Source organism: Rhizobium sp. FY34, assembly GCF_005222845.1.
Taxonomy (GTDB): domain Bacteria; phylum Pseudomonadota; class Alphaproteobacteria; order Rhizobiales; family Rhizobiaceae; genus Neorhizobium.
In genome coordinates this window covers 152,334-168,332 of the sequence record NZ_STFZ01000006.1, presented here as the reverse complement: position 1 = coordinate 168,332, position 15,999 = coordinate 152,334, and the positions used below count along the sequence as shown (strand labels likewise).

Here is a 15,999-nt window from a genome sequence, read left to right as displayed (position 1 = left end):
GCTTCATGACGTTCCGCGCCACCATATTGACGCTCTACCCGGAAATGTTTCCCGGCCATCTCGGCCATTCGCTGGCCGGCAAGGCGATGGAGCGCGGGCAATGGTCGCTTGAGACCGTGCAGATCCGCGATTTTGCCGAGGACAAGCATCGCTCGGTGGACGATACGCCGGCGGGCGGTGGTGCGGGCATGGTGCTGAAGCCGGATGTCCTGGCGTGTGCCATCGATTCGGTGGCCGATGATACGCGCCCCCGTCTGCTGATGAGCCCGCGCGGCCGCCCATTGACCCAGGAACGCGTGCGTGAACTTGGCCTGGGTGACGGTGTCGTCGTGGTCTGCGGTCGGTTTGAAGGTGTCGATCAGCGGGTGATCGAAGCCCGTGGGCTCGAGGAAGTCTCGATCGGCGATTACATCCTGTCCGGCGGCGAACCGGCAGCCCTGACGCTTCTGGATGCGGTAGTTCGCATCCTGCCCGGCGTCATGGGCAATGCCGCTTCAGGCACGCATGAAAGTTTCGAGACCGGGCTTCTGGAGCACCCGCACTATACCCGCCCGCAGGAGTTCGAGGGGCGTGCCATTCCCCCGGTTCTCACCTCCGGCAACCACGCCGCGATCGAAAAGTGGCGCCAGGCGCAGGCGCTTGCGCTGACGAAAGAACGGCGTCCGGATCTTCTTGTACCAAAAGCTCAGCCTGTCACAAAGTAATAGACCGTCAGCGCCGTTCCGACCGCAACCACGATCAGGCGCATGATCGTTTGCGGCACGCGCCGGGCAAGCCAGACGCCGGTATAGCCGCCAGCCGCACCGGCCGGCAGCATGATGAGCGCCTGCGGCCAAGCGACCACGCCGCCGCCGACGAAAATGACGATGGCAACGGCGGCAATCACCATGGCGAGAAGGTTCTTCAGCGCATTGAGGTTATGATAGGTGCCGCCGGCCGTCAGGCCCAGAACGGCCAGCATCATGATACCCATGCCGGCACCGAAGAAACCGCCATAGACGGAGGTGACCAGCTGGGCGACGATGCTGGCGGGCGTGTTGACCGGATGCTCGCCGGACAGTTTCGGCTTCAGCCAGGGGCCAGCAGCAAACATGGCCGTGGCGGCTGCAAGAAGCCATGGCACGATGGCGCGAAAGGACGGATTGTCGAGCGACAGAAGGATGAGCGCGCCCGCCGCCCCGCCGATGACCGAGACGACAGACAGGATCAGCGCACCGCGCCAGTTGCGGACAATCTCGCGCCGATAGGCGAGCGTGGAGGTGACATAGCCCGGAAACTGCACAATGGACGAGGTGGCATTGGCAGAGATGGGTGCAATGCCGGCAAGGGTCAGCGCGCCGAAGGTCAAAAACGTGCCACCGCCGGCAATCGCATTGACCGCACCGGATAAAAACCCGGACAGAAACAGCAGCCCTATCATGGCCAGACTCATGCGGCGACCTCCCAAACAGCATCGGGACGTGAGATATCCGCACGGTCGCTGCCCGGCAAGGCAGGGCAGAGCTTATCTTTTCGCGCGATTTCACCGGTCGACAGGGTGACAAGCGCACTGTTTTGCTGTAATGGCCCACGCGGAAATGGGATCAACTCCCGTCTACCACCAAGCAATGAATGGTGAATTCGCTCCCGCCCTTGTGGCAGGATCCTGCGGCAAGTCCTGGGGATCCGTGTTGAGCGCTCTGGCTGTTTGAGAAAAAGAGAAGGTTAGACCGATGAACATCATCCAGCAGCTGGAAGCCGAACAGGCTGCCAAGATCGAAGCCAAGCGCAAGCTTCCGGAATTTTCGCCGGGCGACACGCTGCGCGTCAACGTAACGGTTCGCGAAGGCAACCGTACCCGCGTGCAGGCCTATGAAGGCGTTTGCATTGCCCGCTCCGGCGGCAGCATCAACGAAAGCTTCACCGTTCGCAAGATCTCCTACGGCGAAGGCGTCGAGCGCGTATTCCCGGTTTACTCGCCGATGATCGACAGCGTTGAAGTCGTTCGCCGCGGTAAGGTCCGTCGCGCCAAGCTCTACTACCTGCGCGATCGTCGCGGCAAGTCGGCTCGTATCGTTGAAAACAACAACACGCGCACCCGCAAGCTGAACGAAGCCGAGCGCACCGCCGCTGCCGAGGAAAAGGCACGTCTGGAAGCTGAAAAGATTGCAGCAGCACAGGCACTGGCCGCCGAAAAGGCAGCCGCTGAAGCTGCCGCCAAGGCTGAAGCCGATGCAAAGGCAGCAGAAGCTGCTGAAGCTGCAAAGGCTGCCGAAGCTTCTGCAGAATAAGGCTTTCATAGCCTCACACTTGAAAGGGCGGTCCTTGCGGGCCGCCCTTTCTCGTTGTTGCTAGAGTATCAAGGGGAACCTTGCACCACGCCCTTATCGCGTTGCGGCAAGCCGCGGCAGATCTTCCAGCACGGCATCGCGGGCCCGAAGGCTGGCAGAGCCGACAAGTTTGCGCTCGTCCTGAACGAGTTTTGCAAAGACCAAGGTTCGTTTATCTTTTTGGGCCCAGCCGACAAACCAGCCCCAGGGTCGCGCCCGATCGAAGCTGCCATCAGCTTGGCGCGGATAGGCCATGCCGGTCTTTCCCCGCACCACCCAGCCGTCTGCAATCGGTATTTCCTCCATCGACCGGATCGTCATATCTATAGCATGAGCGCTGACCGGCAACTCTCGCCGCACCAGCTTGCGCAGAAAGGCCACCTGCTCGACAGGAGAAATCATCAGCGAAGAGCTAATCCAGGCGCGTTCCAGGCCATTGTTCTTACCAGGATCGCCGGATACATCGGCATTGCCATAGCCGAAACGCTCGGCATAATCATGCAACCGTTGCGCGCCGAGCGATCTGGCAATCTCCTGCGAGAACCAGACAACCGAATATTTGAGCCAGCGCGTCGTATCGGTCGGCTGCTTCCACGCCTCGCCTCCCCAATCCGGATAGCCTTGCTTAAAGGCGAGCACCGGATGATGCTCGTCTTTCAGGAAACCGGCATCAAAGGCCATGACGCTGAGCGGTAACTTGAATGTCGATGCGGGCGTGACGCGATCACCGCATCGCCCCTCTTCGAGCAGAACGCTGCTACTGCTTGCGTCCATGACCAGAGTACAAAGTACCTTGGCCTCAGCCTGAGAAACGCTGCAAGTGAGGACTAAAAGCCCCATAAAGTAAAATTGGCGCAACGAAAAATTCCTGTCATTGATGGGGCAATGACGATTATCCGCCCCATCATGACCACAAGAAGGCTAGCCCTCACATCTTCACAGCGGAATCCCAATGCTCGTCGGCCTTGCCGTCAACGATGCGCCAGGTGTCGTACCAGGTCGTCGTGTAGGTCTTGGACGAATCCTTCGGATCCTTTTCCGTGCGCACGAAGCCGACCGTGACCAGATCGCCTTCCGCAGTCACGAAAGCGACCGGCGATTTGATCTTGTCGGGCAGCGGCGTCTTTTCCTTCTTCAACACCTTGGTGAAGAAATCGATGACCGGGGCGCGCCCGGAAGCCACATTGGGATTGTGCTGCAGGTAACGTTCGGTCAGCAGTTCATCGGCCTTATCCCAGTGATTGGCCTCCAGCAGGTCGCGGATGATGTGGTAGACCACTTGCTTGTTGGCGTTCAACTTGGGGTCCGGGCTGGTGAACAGCACTTCGGCATTGGGCGCTGCAACAACTGCTTCCTGGGCATGGCTTGCAGCGCCGAAGGCCAGAAAGCTTGCAAGCGATGCGGCGAAAAGGGTTCCGCGCAGGGCATTCGATGTCATGACTAATCCTTGCCGTGGGTTTGATCTGCGCCACAGAATAGGCACTGCAACAGCGGCGCAAAAGAAGGCAGGTTTGCCACCCATAGTATGGGAAAGGGAACCAGCAGCCAGGGCAAACAGGTTTTTACAAGCAAAAATGCAGAAAAGCCCGGAAAACCGGGCTTTTGGATTCGCAGATGCCTTGCAACACAATCCGGTGAACGCCAAGCGCGCAAGCGCAAATGACGGTCGCTGCGGTCGATATTGGGGTCAGTACACTTCCGGCACATACATTTCCGGTGGCACCGGATGGCGGATATAGTCCGAATTGCGTATACGGCCTGGCAAATCGATCTGCTGCTTGGGTACATCCTCATAGGCCAGTTGCGACAGAAGATGCGCAATCATGTTCAACCGCGCCTTCTTCTTGTCGACGGCCTGAACCACCCACCATGGCGCTTCAGGGATATGCGTGCGCTCCAGCATTTCTTCCTTGGCCTTGGTATATTCCTCCCAATGAACGCGGCTCTCCAGATCCATCGGCGAGAGTTTCCACTGCTTCAACGGATCATGAATGCGCATCTTGAAGCGAAATTCCTGTTCCTCATCGGTGATGGAGAACCAATATTTGACCAGGATGATGCCGGACCGCACCAGCATGCGCTCAAATTCAGGAACGGAGCGGAAGAACTCTTCCAACTCATCCTTGGTGCAGAACCCCATCACGCGCTCGACGCCGGCCCTGTTATACCAGGAGCGATCGAACAGGACGATCTCGCCGGCTGTCGGCAAATGCGGCGTGTAGCGCTGGAAATACCACTGGTTTTTCTCCCGCTCGGTCGGCGCGGGAAGTGCAACGACCCGGCAGACACGCGGGTTGAGACGCTGGGTCACGCGCTTAATTGCGCCGCCCTTGCCGGCCGAATCACGGCCTTCGAACAGCACCACCATCTTCAACTGTTTGTACTGAACCCAGTCCTGCAGGCGAACGAGCTCGTGCTGGAGGCGGAAAAGCTCGCGGAAATAGACCCGACGATCAATGGACGGATCGTCGAGGCCGGACATGCCCTCGGCAACCAGATCATCCAGCCGGTCCTCTTCCAGCTGCATTTCCAGCTCTTCGTCGAAACTGTCGGCAATCTCATCCTTGATGCGGCTCAGCTGGTCTTTGATGGGGTCGGACACTGCACATCTCTCCGTTCTTCTGAAAACAGATCAATCATGTTTCAACGAAGGCTTCATGACAGATATGCAACGCGGATTGTCGATCTCCCGGCAGACCCGGATCGCAGACCGGGGCGGGCGACATCCCAAGGAAAACCGGCGCAATCGGCCAGACCAGCAGCCTGCCCCTTGCCAATCGCGTCATTTCCATGACAATCGGTCCTGTCACATGATCAGGAGCCGATGATGATTTCCCGTCGCACCACCCTTGCCGGGCTCTGCGCCCTTGCTCTTCTGCCGCTCGTTTCGACCTCCGCCCAGGCGGCCGGCCTGCCGGATCTGAAAGGTCGCCAGATCACTGTCGTCACGGAAAATGCCTATCCGCCCTTGCAGTTTGTCGATCCGAAGTCCGGCACGCAGATCGGCTGGGAATATGATGCGATGAACGAAATCGCCAAGCGCCTGAATGCCAAGCTAGGTTACCAGAACACCTCCTGGGATGCGATGATCCAGGCCGTATCGGACGGGCAATATGATATCGGCATGACCGGCATCACCATCAAGGAAGAGCGCAAGGACAAGGTGGATTTCTCCGATCCCTATATGCGCTCGCAGCAGTTCATGCTGGTGCGTGCCGACGAGACCCGCTTTACCGATGCCAAGAGCTTTGCCGCCTTGGAAAGCGCACTGATTGCCGCCCAACCGGGCACCACACCCTTTTACACAGCCGTCTATGAGGTTCTGGACGGCAATGAGCAGAATGCCCGCATCAAACTGTTCGAAACTTTCGGCGCAACCGTGCAGGCGCTGCGCGCCGGCGACGTGGACATGGTGCTGACCGATGGCACGGCTGGACAAGGCTATGTGGATGCCTCCGGCGGGGCGCTGAAGCTTATCGGCGGGCCGCTCGGCACGGAAGACTTCGGCTTCATCTTCAAGAAGGGCTCCGACCTTGTTGCCCCCGTCAATGCCGCCATTGCCGCATTGAAGGCGGATGGCACACTGGATGCGCTGAACAAGAAGTGGTTCATCGATTATAAGATGGGCCAGTAACCGCGCATGCAGCCCGCCCAGCGCGCAGCAGACAAGGCTGAGGAATTTCCCTGGTGGCTGGCAGCCTTCGCCGTGATGGCGGTGGCAATCGCCGTGGTGATTGCGTTCAGCGACATCTATGGCCAGGTCTTCCTCGTCGTGTCCAAGGGCATCGGCATCACCATCGGCGTGGCGCTCATTGCCTTTCTTCTGGCCACCCTGCTGGGGCTTGGCATTGCGCTGGCCGGTCTTTCCGATAGCAAGGCCCTGCGTCAGGCCTCGCGCTTCTATGTCGAGGTCATTCGCGGCATACCCATCCTGGTGCTGCTGTTCTACGTGGCCTTTGTCGGCGCGCCGGCTCTGGTTGCGCTTTATAATCTCATCGCAGCGCCGCTGGTCGAGCACGGCTTTCTCGATACGCTCCTGGTGCGCGACCTGTCGCTGCTCTGGCGGGCGGTCATCGCTCTCACCATCGGTTATAGCTCCTTCCTTGCCGAAATCTTCCGCGCCGGCATCCAGTCGATCGACAAGGGGCAGATCGAGGCCGCCAAGGCGCTCGGCCTGTCGCGCTTCCAGCGCTTCCGGCTCGTCGTGCTGCCGCAGGCGCTGAAGGTGATCTTCCCGCCGCTTTCGAATGATTTCGTCTCCATGGTCAAGGATTCATCGCTGGTTTCCGTGCTCGGTGTCTCCGACATTACCCAGATGGCCAAGGTCTATGCATCCGGCTCCTTCCGCTTCTTCGAGACCTATTCCATCCTCGCCTATATCTATCTTCTGCTCACCATCAGCCTGTCGCTGCTGCTGCGACGTGTTGAGCGACGGATGCGGGCAACCGGATAAGGCCATGTGCAGCGATATTGAACGGGGCGCAGAAAGCTGGTAAATCACCGGCCATGGGATCAAAATTCGGATGCCTTGCGAACCAGTTTATCGTGCTGCAGGACCATAAGCGTCTGCCGGCACGCTTTTTCGCGCGCATTTCCGGCGCTCTGAACAGCCGACTTCGTCGCGCCTGATCCGTGACGAACCGGCAGCGCTGCTGCCGACCAGACAATCCCGTTTACTTTCGACATCAGATGGATGGCAGCCATGAGCGCACCTCGTACTCTCTACGATAAAATCTGGGACGATCACGTCGTTTCGACCGATGAGACCGGCACCTGTCTTCTCTACATCGATCGTCATCTCGTGCATGAGGTGACGAGCCCGCAGGCCTTTGAAGGCCTGCGTCTGGCTGGCCGCCAGGTGCGCGCCCCGGAAAAGACACTGGCCGTTGTCGACCACAATGTACCGACGACGCCGGACCGCCATATCGGCATCAAGAACGAGGAAAGCCGTATCCAGGTTGAGGCCTTGGCTCAGAACGCCAAGGATTTCGGCGTCGAGTATTACTCGGAAAAGGACAAGCGCCAGGGCATCGTCCACATTGTCGGCCCCGAACAGGGCTTCACCCTGCCGGGCATGACGATCGTCTGCGGTGACAGCCACACGTCCACGCATGGCGCATTCGGTGCCTTGGCGCATGGTATCGGCACGTCCGAGGTCGAGCATGTGCTGGCCACCCAGACGCTGGTGCAGAAGAAGGCGAAGAACATGCTGGTGCGCGTCGACGGCCAGCTGCCGCCGGGCGTTACCGCCAAGGACATCATTCTCGCCATCATCGGCGAAATCGGCACGGCCGGCGGCACCGGCCACGTTATCGAATTTGCGGGCGAAGCGATCCGCGCGCTGTCGATGGAAGGCCGCATGACCGTCTGCAACATGACGATCGAGGGCGGCGCCCGCGCTGGCCTGATCGCACCAGACGAAAAGACTTTCGAATATATCAAGGACAAGCCCCGCGCGCCGAAAGGCAAGGCCTGGGACATGGCCGTGGAATACTGGAAGACCCTGCAGACCGACGAAGGCGCCCATTATGACCGCGTCGTGGTGCTGGATGCCGCCGCCCTGCCACCGATCGTTTCCTGGGGTTCTTCTCCGGAAGACGTGATTTCCGTTCAGGGCATTGTGCCCAACCCGGATGACATTGCCGAAGAAACCAAGCGCGTTTCCAAGTGGCGTGCCCTGGACTATATGGGCCTGAAGCCGGGCACGAAGATCACCGACATCCCCGTCGATCGCGTCTTTATCGGTTCCTGCACCAATGGCCGTATCGAAGACCTGCGCGCCGCCGCAAAGGTCATCGAAGGCCGCAAGGTCGCCTCCACCGTGTCTGCCATGATCGTGCCGGGCTCCGGCATCGTCAAGGAACAGGCGGAAGCCGAAGGACTGCATACGATCTTCCTCGATGCCGGCTTCGAATGGCGTGAGCCGGGCTGCTCCATGTGCCTTGCCATGAACGACGACCGCCTGAAGCCAGGCGAGCGCTGCGCCTCCACCTCGAACCGTAACTTCGAAGGTCGTCAGGGCTTCAAGGGCCGCACGCATCTCGTCTCGCCGGCCATGGCAGCCGCAGCGGCGATTGCCGGCCATTTCGTCGATATCCGCGAGTGGAAGTAAGCCTCGGGCCTTCTGAGACCACATGACACAAGCCGCCGGATGGACATGCCTCCGGCGGCTTTTTTTCGTCACCATGACGGGCGCTGATCCACACATCAAAAATGCGCGATTGACGGGCAGAACCGGCGCATTACCCTATGGTTTTCAACCGGGTTTTCCGATGCAATTGCAATCTCAAGGCTTCGCCGGCGCCCTTCCCTTGCGGGGCATAGCGTGACCCCAACCGTCGTTGCCCTGGCGCTGACGGCTGCCATCCTTCACGCAAGCTGGAATGCCTTTCTGCGCTCCGGTGCCGATCGGCTTTGGTCGATCACGGTCATGGGCATCACCGGCATCATCGTCGCCTTGCCCATCATGCTCTGGCTGCCCTGGCCAACCCCCACGGGCTTTGCCTTCGTGCTGGCCTCAGCCGTGCTGCAGGTGGCCTATAGCGTCTTCCTTGTCTTTGCCTATCGGCTGGGGGATCTCAGCCAAGTCTATCCCGTCGTGCGCGGTTCGGTGCCGCTTCTCGTTACGCTGGGCGGGTTTCTGCTGACCGACCAGACGATCGGGGAAACACAAATGCTCGGCGTGGCGCTGGTCGCGATCGGCATCATGAGCCTGTCCCTGGGCAAAAGCCGGGCACCGACCACGTCCATTCTCTGGGCGCTGCTGACCGGGCTGATCATCGCCAGCTATGCAACGCTTGATTCCACCGGCGTCCGGCATTTTGCAGATCCGCAGGCCTATGCAGCCTGGGTTCTGTTCACCTATGGCGTGCTTCTCATCCTTGCCTATGTCGTCATGCGCGGCCGGCTGGTGATCGACATCCGGCACTTTGAGACCTGGAAGGCACTGGGCGGCGGCATCTTCGTGCTGATCGCCTATGGAGTCGTCATCATCGCCTATTCCATGGGACCGGCGGGCCCGATTACCGCCATCCGTGAAACGAGCGTGGTGTTTGCCATGTTGATCGGTCGACTGTTTCTTGGAGAGGTCCTGACGCCCCGGCGCATTCTCGCCTGCCTGGTAGTGGCAGCCGGCGCCATTCTGATTGGCCGCTGACCGCTCTAAATAACCTGCACTTTCGTGCCCTTGCGCAGATAGGGCAGGAGCCGTTTCATATCGCGCAGGCTGATTGCCACGCAGCCGGCAGTGGGCTGATAACCCGGCTTGATAAGGTGGAAGAAGATCGCCGAACCGCGATGGCGCGCCCGCGCGGTGATGTTCCAATCGAGCACAAGGCAGATATCGTAGAGACCATCGGCACGCGCCATGTCTTCATGGCTGGGCTGGAAGGGTGCGCGCACCAGCCGGTTATACGAGGCATGGTCCGGATCGTCGCACCACAGCATGGAGGGGGCGATGCGGCGCAGGGCAAGCGGCGTCTTTAAACAGCGCACACGCTCGCCGCGCACGAAGCCGTAAAGCAGCGCCATGCGGGCAATCGGCGTTGCGCCATCGCCCTCGCGCTTGAAGGCGCTGCGGCCTGCCCGGCCGATGGCAGCTGGCACGGTCAGCGGCCCCAACTTCACGAAAGCGCGAGAAGGATTTGATGGCGCGGCCCGAACTGTGAGCGTATTGCCCTTGCGCACCCTGTTTTTCCCACCCATTTGTCTCACGCACAGTTGCCCTGGATATGATTTCGTTTGAATTCATAGCACAATGGCACTTACATCGAAGCTCCTCGCTGACAAGACAGGCGAGAAAAGGGAAAGGCGAAGACGGCATGGCAGCGCGCACCGTACTGCTGGTGGATGACGACGAGGACCTGCGCCAGACGCTGGTCGAGCAGCTTTCGCTTTATGAAGAATTCGCCCTGGTTCAGGAAGCCAATGCCACCAAGGCCATGGCCACCGCGAAATCGCGCCAGATCGATCTGTTGATCATGGATGTCGGCCTGCCGGACATGGATGGACGCGAAGCCGTCAAGCTGATGCGCAAGGGCGGCTTTAAGGCCCCTATCATCATGCTGACCGGCCACGACACCGACAGTGACACGATTCTGGGCCTGGAAGCCGGTGCAAACGATTACATCACCAAGCCCTTCCGGTTTGCCGTGCTGCTGGCCCGCATCCGCGCGCAGCTGCGCCAATATGAACAGAGCGAGGACGCCACCTTTACCGTTGGCCCATACCTGTTCAAGCCGAGCCAGAAACTGCTGACCACCGATGACGGCAAGAAGATCCGGCTCACCGAAAAGGAAGCGGCCATCATCCGCTATCTCTATCGGGCCGGCCAGAAGGTGGTGACGCGCGATATCCTGCTGGAAGAGGTCTGGGGTTATAATTCCGGCGTCACCACGCATACGCTGGAAACCCATGTCTATCGCCTGCGCCAGAAGATCGAGCGCGATCCCTCCAATGCCGAGATCCTGGTCACCGAAAACGGCGGCTACAAGATCGTTCCCTGACCGGATGGGCCGGGTTGGCGCTTGGAGAATAGCCCCGCCCGGCACTTCGACTTTGAAAGCAAGACGACACCATGGCGCTTAGCGACGATATCGGCCTTTTGTCCCAGGTGCCCCTCTTCCAGGGACTGGATGCAGACCAGCTGCGCCTGATTGCCTTTGGCGCAGAGCGCCGCAGCATAGGCAAGGGCCAGGCGCTGTTTCGCGAGCATTCGCCGGCCGAATGCGCCTTTGTCGTCGCCCGCGGCCGTTTTGATCTCTACACGGAGGGCCGTGACGGCATTGCCGAGCTGAACAGCTCCGTCGGCCCCGGCACGCTTTTGTCGGAACTGGCGCTGGTCACCATGGTGGAACGCAAGTTCACAGCCGTTGCCGCGCAGGATGGCGAGGTCGTGCGCATTCCCCGCACGCTGTTCCACCGCCTGCTGGAGGAATATCCAGCTGTGGCCGGCATTCTGGAAACCCGCATCCGCGAAAACCTCATGGCGCTGGCAAAAGCTGCCGCCGCCATGCAGGGGCGGTTTGCGTGAGGAACGCATAGGCGAGACCGAAAAGACAGGCAGAAGACGGCCCTATTCACATCCGAAACGTCGCTGTCACCGGCACGTGGTCGGACGGACGATCCCAGCCGCGGGCTTCCTTCAGCACCTCGATCTTTTCCAGAAACGGCCCGAGATCTGGCGATGACCAGATATGATCAAGGCGGCGGCCCTTGTTGGCGGCTTCCCAGTCCTTGGCGCGGTAGCTCCACCAGGTATAGAGCTTTTCCGAGGCCGGCACATGCTGACGCATCAGGTCCAGCCAGCCGCCCTTTTGCATCACCTCGTTGAGGCCTTCGGTCTCCACCGGCGTATGGCTGACGATCTTCAGCATCTGCTTGTGCGACCAGACATCATGTTCCAGCGGCGCAATATTGAGATCGCCGACGAGGATGGACGAGACGTCAGGGCTGGAGGCCTGCAAAACCTTCATCTGCTCAACGAAATCCAGCTTGTGGCCGAATTTCGGATTGATGTTGCGATCCGGCTCGTCACCGCCGGCCGGCACATAGAAATTGTGCAACCGGATGCGCCGGCCACCACGCTCGAAGATTGCCGAGATGTGGCGGGCATCGCCCACGCCGCAATAATCCTGCCGGTGGTCTTCGGTGAGCGGCACCTTGGAGAGGATGGCCACGCCATGATAGCCCTTCTGGCCATGCAGCACGATATGCTCGTATCCCAGGGCCTTCAGCGGCTCGAGCGGAAATTCCGCTTCCTGGCACTTGATTTCCTGCAGGCAGAGAATGTCCGGCTGCTGACGCGCAATGAACTGCTCGACGATGGGCAGGCGCAGCCGAACGCTGTTGATATTCCAGGTGGTGAGCGAAAAGTTCATATGAAAACCCCGACGTGATGGTCGAAGGTTTAGGCCGTTTTGCGGGTCAAGAGCAAGGGCAACGGTCAATTCCCCCTCTGGCTGCCGCCATCTCCCCCACAAGGGGGGAGAGCGCAGGAGGCGCTATTCTCACTCAATCAAAAAGGAATCGATGTGCCTGATGCACGAACCGAAAAGGCCTGGAGCAAGCGTTTGCCAAACGGTTCTCACCCCTTGTGGGGGAGATGGCGGCAGCCAGAGGGGGAAAGCCGCAAACAAGGGCCCTCTTACAGCTTGTGGACTTCGTTATAGGGAATGGTGAACACCTTCTCATCAAAGCGCACGCCGTTCTGCACATTGTAGATCATCACCGAAGTATCCTTGCCCTGCAGGTCGGTGATCGTCCATTGGCGAAGGTCATAGGTCTTCGGATCAAACATCATGGTGATGGTGCTGTCACCAAACACGGTCTTGTTGCCAAGCACGATGGTGGTGAGATCGCTCTCCTCCTTCACATCGCGCACCATTTCATTGGATAGATCGATACGATCGCCCAGAAGCAGGCTGAGCGGTGTCTTGGAAAGCGGATAGAGATCCCAGGTCTTCAGTTTCAGATTGCCGACAACGACATTATTTCCGTCGGCAATCACCCGGATTGGCGACGGATCTTCGAAATTGAAGCGCAGCTTGCCGGGACGCTCGATAAAGAACTTGCCACCCGTCTGGTCGCCGCGCGGGCTGAACTGCACGAATTCGCCCATCATGGTTCTGACGCCGGAGAAATGATCGGCGATCTTCTGGGCGGCAACGGACTTGCTGGTGGCTTGCGCCAATGCGGGAAGGCCTGGCAAGGCACCGGCGGCCAGACCGGCAAGGCCAAGCATGACATGGCGACGGTTGAGCAAGGCGGATGGCAACTGGGGCGCACGGGTGGTCATGTCTGGTATCTCCTTCATGCGTCTTATGTCGGCCAAAGGCGGCGGCTTCGTGACCGAAGAGGCGGCCATGGCACTGCTATCGGTCGATGATATCGGTCTCGGTCGGCACCAGGATCTCGCGCTTGCCTGCATGGTTGGCCGGGCCGATCAACCCTTCCTGCTCCATGCGCTCAATCAGCGAGGCGGCCCGGTTGTAACCGATACCCAGCCTGCGCTGGATATAAGAGGTCGAGGCCTTTCCGTCGCGCAGGACAATGGCCACCGCCTGATCGTAAGGATCATCGGAATCCGACAGGTTGCCCGTACCGGAGGGTCCGCCACCGCCTTCGCCGTCCTCATCGTCATCGACGGTGATCGCGTCGAGATATTGCGGCGCGCCTTGCGTCTTCAGATAGGCAACGATCTCCTCGACCTCCGTATCCGAGACAAACGGCCCGTGAACGCGCTGAATGCGCCCGCCGCCGGCCATATAGAGCATGTCGCCCATACCCAGCAGCTGTTCGGCACCCTGCTCGCCCAAAATGGTGCGGCTGTCGATCTTGGACGTCACCTGGAAGGATATGCGCGTCGGGAAATTGGCCTTGATCGTGCCGGTAATGACATCGACGGAGGGGCGCTGGGTGGCCATGATGACATGAATGCCGGCGGCACGCGCCATCTGCGCCAGCCGCTGCACGGCACCTTCGATATCCTTGCCGGCGACCATCATCAGGTCGGCCATTTCGTCGATAATGACGACGATATAGGGGATCGGCTTCAGATCGAATTCTTCCGTCTCGTACATGGCCTCGCCGGTCTGGCGGTCAAAGCCGGTCTGCACGGTGCGGGTCAGCACCTCGCCCTTGGCCTGCGCCTGCTCGACGCGGCTGTTGAAACCATCAATGTTGCGAACGCCGATCTTCGACATCTTCTTGTAGCGTTCCTCCATCTCGCGCACGGTCCATTTCAGCGCCACCACCGCCTTTTTCGGATCGGTGACGACAGGCGACAGCAGATGGGGAATGCCGTCATAGACGGAGAGTTCCAGCATTTTCGGATCGATCATGATCAGCCGGCATTTTTCCGGCGACAGACGATAGAGAAGCGACAGGATCATGGTGTTGATGGCCACGGACTTGCCGGAACCGGTGGTGCCGGCCACCAGCAGATGCGGCATCTTGGCAAGGTCAGCAATCACCGGCTCGCCGCCAATCGTCTTGCCCAGCGCCATAGCAAGCTTTGCCTTGCTGGCCTCAAAATCGCGGCTGCCGATCATTTCGCGCAGATAGACCGTCTCGCGGCTCTGGTTGGGCAGTTCGATGCCGATGGCGTTGCGACCGGGCACCACGGCGACGCGGGCGGCAATGGCGCTCATCGAGCGGGCGATATCATCAGCCAGACCGATGACACGCGAGGATTTGATGCCGGGTGCCGGCTCCAGTTCGTACAGCGTGACGACCGGGCCGGGCCGCACATGGATGATCTCGCCCTTGACGCCAAAATCTTCCAGCACGCCTTCCAGCATGCGGGCATTCTGTTCCAGCGCATCGGCAGAGAGCGTTGCATCGCGCGCGGCATGCCGCGGTTCGGCCAGCAGATGCACGGATGGCAGTTGAAAGCCCTCCGGATCGATAAACGATGTCTGCGCTTCGCGGGCAAGACGCGGGCCGGGCTTCGGCGGCGCGGCCGCCGCAACAACGCGGCCGGAGGTGCGCGCCGGCACTGAACGGCCAGCCAGTGGTGCGGCATCGAAAGCCGGCTCGTCGTCATCCTGATCTTCGTCATCGTCATCGAGCGAGAGCGACGGCGGCGAAATGCGCCGGCGGGCCGCCATCAGGTCGGACATGCCGCTATCGAGCGAGGGCTCCAGCCGATCGGCCAGCGGGCGGGCCTTGGCACGCACCGGCTCGTTCATCGTGCCGAATTCGTCCTCGTTGAAATCATAGGGCTGCTCACGGGCGGCGTTCGAGCGCGGCTTGATGCGCAGGACGCGGCGCACCAGCGCCTGCGCCATATACCAGTGATGCGCCAGCGCGCCGAGCGGCAGGAAGTTTGCGAAGCGGCCTTCGTCATCCTCGTCATCATCCTCCAGCGGCCGGGCGGCGGAGGCCTTGCGACGCGTCTGCACCGGAAGATCCTCGTCATCATCCTCGTTTTCCTCCGGCAGATCTTCCTGGCCCACAAGCCCACCGGCAAACAGCAGCAGGCCGATGGTAGGAACGGCGAATACAAAGCCAAGGACCATGGCCAGGACGCCAGTCGGATAGGTGCCGACAAACAGCGCTGGAAAACGCAGGATCATATCGCCGATGACGCCACCAATACCGTTTGGAATGGGCCAGGTGAGTGGTGCGGGGAAACAACCAAGCGTGGCCGAGGCCAGAAGCGTGCCCGCCACCCAGGCACCGAGGCGCGCAGGGAGCCGGTTGACGGAACGCCCGACAATGAGCGACAGCGACCAGGACAGGACCGGCAGAAGCATGAAAATGCTGGCAAGGCCGAGGAACTGCATCATCAGGTCGGCAAAGGTTGCACCGGAAAGCCCGAGGATATTGGTGGGGGCATTGTCCGTGGCGTAGGAGAAGCTCGGATCCTGAACGTTCCAGGTGGCAAGCGCTGCCACCGCAAGCGCCAGCGCCAGGAAGAGGGCAAAGCCGAGAAGTGCCAGCACCTGCCGCAGGATGAAGGTGATCAGCGCATGGCGGGTCGAATGCTGCGCCATTGCTGCCGAAGTGCTTCTGCCCATGATTGATCCAGCCCGACTTTCCGTTGATGCCGGGGCGCAAAACGCGGCCGCAGAGTGCTGCCGGAATGCGCCCATATACAAAAAGCCTAACCAATGTGGGTTAACGTGGCTTTAACCACGTGACGAAGGAAACTGTTTACCGACAACAAAAAGGCCCGGCGAAGAGCCGG

General features: G+C 60.3%; 17 protein-coding genes. 8 read left to right on the top strand and 9 right to left on the bottom strand.

The genetic code is table 11. The annotated features are described in order from the left end of the window. The first annotated feature begins 5 nt into the window (after nt 1-5). Entirely contained in the window at nt 6-704 is a 699-nt protein-coding gene (trmD, locus tag E8M77_RS04055) for a tRNA (guanosine(37)-N1)-methyltransferase TrmD (protein ID WP_137129335.1), read from the top strand. Here trmD and E8M77_RS04050 read toward each other — a convergent pair. Then, a complete protein-coding gene (locus E8M77_RS04050; RefSeq protein ID WP_137129334.1) occupies nt 686-1,432 on the bottom strand; it encodes a sulfite exporter TauE/SafE family protein in 747 nt (248 codons plus the stop codon). The two genes, trmD and E8M77_RS04050, sit on opposite strands and share 19 nt — an antisense overlap. A 280-nt stretch (nt 1,433-1,712) precedes the next feature. On the opposite strand from E8M77_RS04050, the gene rplS reads away from it, so the two are divergent. After that, nucleotides 1,713-2,270, top strand: a complete 558-nt coding sequence (gene rplS, locus E8M77_RS04045) for a 50S ribosomal protein L19 (protein WP_137129333.1) — start codon at nt 1,713-1,715, stop codon at nt 2,268-2,270. Between the two features lie 93 nt (nt 2,271-2,363). Here rplS and blaOXA read toward each other — a convergent pair whose 3' ends face one another. The 3 genes from blaOXA to ppk2 all read right to left on the bottom strand — a co-directional run bounded on the left by blaOXA (nt 2,364) and on the right by ppk2 (nt 4,911). Beyond that, entirely contained in the window at nt 2,364-3,083 is a 720-nt protein-coding gene (gene blaOXA, locus E8M77_RS04040; RefSeq protein ID WP_246659116.1) for a class D beta-lactamase, read from the bottom strand. Between the two features lie 154 nt (nt 3,084-3,237). After that, a complete protein-coding gene (locus E8M77_RS04035; protein WP_137129332.1) occupies nt 3,238-3,747 on the bottom strand; it encodes a nuclear transport factor 2 family protein in 510 nt (169 codons plus the stop codon). 249 nt (nt 3,748-3,996) lie between these two features. Next, nucleotides 3,997-4,911 carry a polyphosphate kinase 2 gene (ppk2, locus tag E8M77_RS04030; protein ID WP_137129331.1) on the bottom strand — a complete coding sequence of 305 codons (915 nt, stop codon included), beginning with the start codon at nt 4,909-4,911 and terminating at the stop codon, nt 3,997-3,999. A 225-nt stretch (nt 4,912-5,136) separates the two neighbouring features. Between ppk2 and E8M77_RS04025 the strand changes: the two genes are divergently transcribed. Both E8M77_RS04025 and E8M77_RS04020 read left to right on the top strand, forming a co-directional pair. After that, entirely contained in the window at nt 5,137-5,943 is an 807-nt protein-coding gene (locus E8M77_RS04025) for a transporter substrate-binding domain-containing protein (protein ID WP_137129330.1), read from the top strand. 6 nt (nt 5,944-5,949) lie between these two features. Beyond that, complete coding sequence (locus tag E8M77_RS04020) at nt 5,950-6,762, top strand: amino acid ABC transporter permease (RefSeq protein ID WP_137129329.1); 813 nt, start codon at nt 5,950-5,952, stop codon at nt 6,760-6,762. 59 nt (nt 6,763-6,821) lie between these two features. Here E8M77_RS04020 and E8M77_RS24015 read toward each other — a convergent pair whose 3' ends face one another. Beyond that, on the bottom strand, nt 6,822-7,013 hold the full coding sequence (locus E8M77_RS24015) for a hypothetical protein (RefSeq protein WP_205910455.1): 192 nt from the start codon (nt 7,011-7,013) through the stop codon (nt 6,822-6,824). Here E8M77_RS24015 and leuC point away from each other — a divergent pair. Continuing rightward, the gene (gene leuC / locus E8M77_RS04010; protein ID WP_137129327.1) at nt 7,012-8,421 is read left to right on the top strand and encodes a 3-isopropylmalate dehydratase large subunit; all 1,410 of its coding nucleotides are present in this window, start codon (nt 7,012-7,014) and stop codon (nt 8,419-8,421) included. The genes E8M77_RS24015 and leuC overlap by 2 nt on opposite strands. Before the next feature lie 213 nt (nt 8,422-8,634). Beyond that, nucleotides 8,635-9,465: a DMT family transporter gene (locus tag E8M77_RS04005; protein WP_137129326.1), complete on the top strand. Its 831-nt coding sequence runs from the start codon at nt 8,635-8,637 to the stop codon at nt 9,463-9,465. Between the two features lie 5 nt (nt 9,466-9,470). On the opposite strand, the gene E8M77_RS04000 is transcribed toward E8M77_RS04005, so the two are convergent. Then, nucleotides 9,471-10,013: a L,D-transpeptidase family protein gene (locus tag E8M77_RS04000; RefSeq protein WP_170975738.1), complete on the bottom strand. Its 543-nt coding sequence runs from the start codon at nt 10,011-10,013 to the stop codon at nt 9,471-9,473. 116 nt (nt 10,014-10,129) lie between these two features. Between E8M77_RS04000 and E8M77_RS03995 the strand changes: the two genes are divergently transcribed. Together E8M77_RS03995 and E8M77_RS03990 are read left to right on the top strand one after the other, a co-directional pair. Continuing rightward, complete coding sequence (locus E8M77_RS03995; RefSeq protein WP_137129324.1) at nt 10,130-10,813, top strand: response regulator transcription factor; 684 nt, start codon at nt 10,130-10,132, stop codon at nt 10,811-10,813. 71 nt (nt 10,814-10,884) lie between these two features. Beyond that, complete coding sequence (locus E8M77_RS03990) at nt 10,885-11,340, top strand: cyclic nucleotide-binding domain-containing protein (protein ID WP_137129323.1); 456 nt, start codon at nt 10,885-10,887, stop codon at nt 11,338-11,340. Nucleotides 11,341-11,386: 46 nt separating this feature from the next. Here E8M77_RS03990 and E8M77_RS03985 read toward each other — a convergent pair whose 3' ends face one another. The 3 genes from E8M77_RS03985 to E8M77_RS03975 form a co-directional block, all read right to left on the bottom strand. Further along, on the bottom strand, nt 11,387-12,187 hold the full coding sequence (locus tag E8M77_RS03985; RefSeq protein WP_137129322.1) for an exodeoxyribonuclease III: 801 nt from the start codon (nt 12,185-12,187) through the stop codon (nt 11,387-11,389). Nucleotides 12,188-12,453: 266 nt separating this feature from the next. After that, entirely contained in the window at nt 12,454-13,050 is a 597-nt protein-coding gene (locus E8M77_RS03980; RefSeq protein WP_246659126.1) for an outer membrane lipoprotein carrier protein LolA, read from the bottom strand. 130 nt (nt 13,051-13,180) lie between these two features. Further along, nucleotides 13,181-15,829 (bottom strand): DNA translocase FtsK, encoded by a 2,649-nt coding sequence (locus E8M77_RS03975; RefSeq protein WP_137129320.1) that lies wholly within the window; start codon nt 15,827-15,829, stop codon nt 13,181-13,183. Between the last annotated feature and the right edge of the window lie 170 nt (nt 15,830-15,999).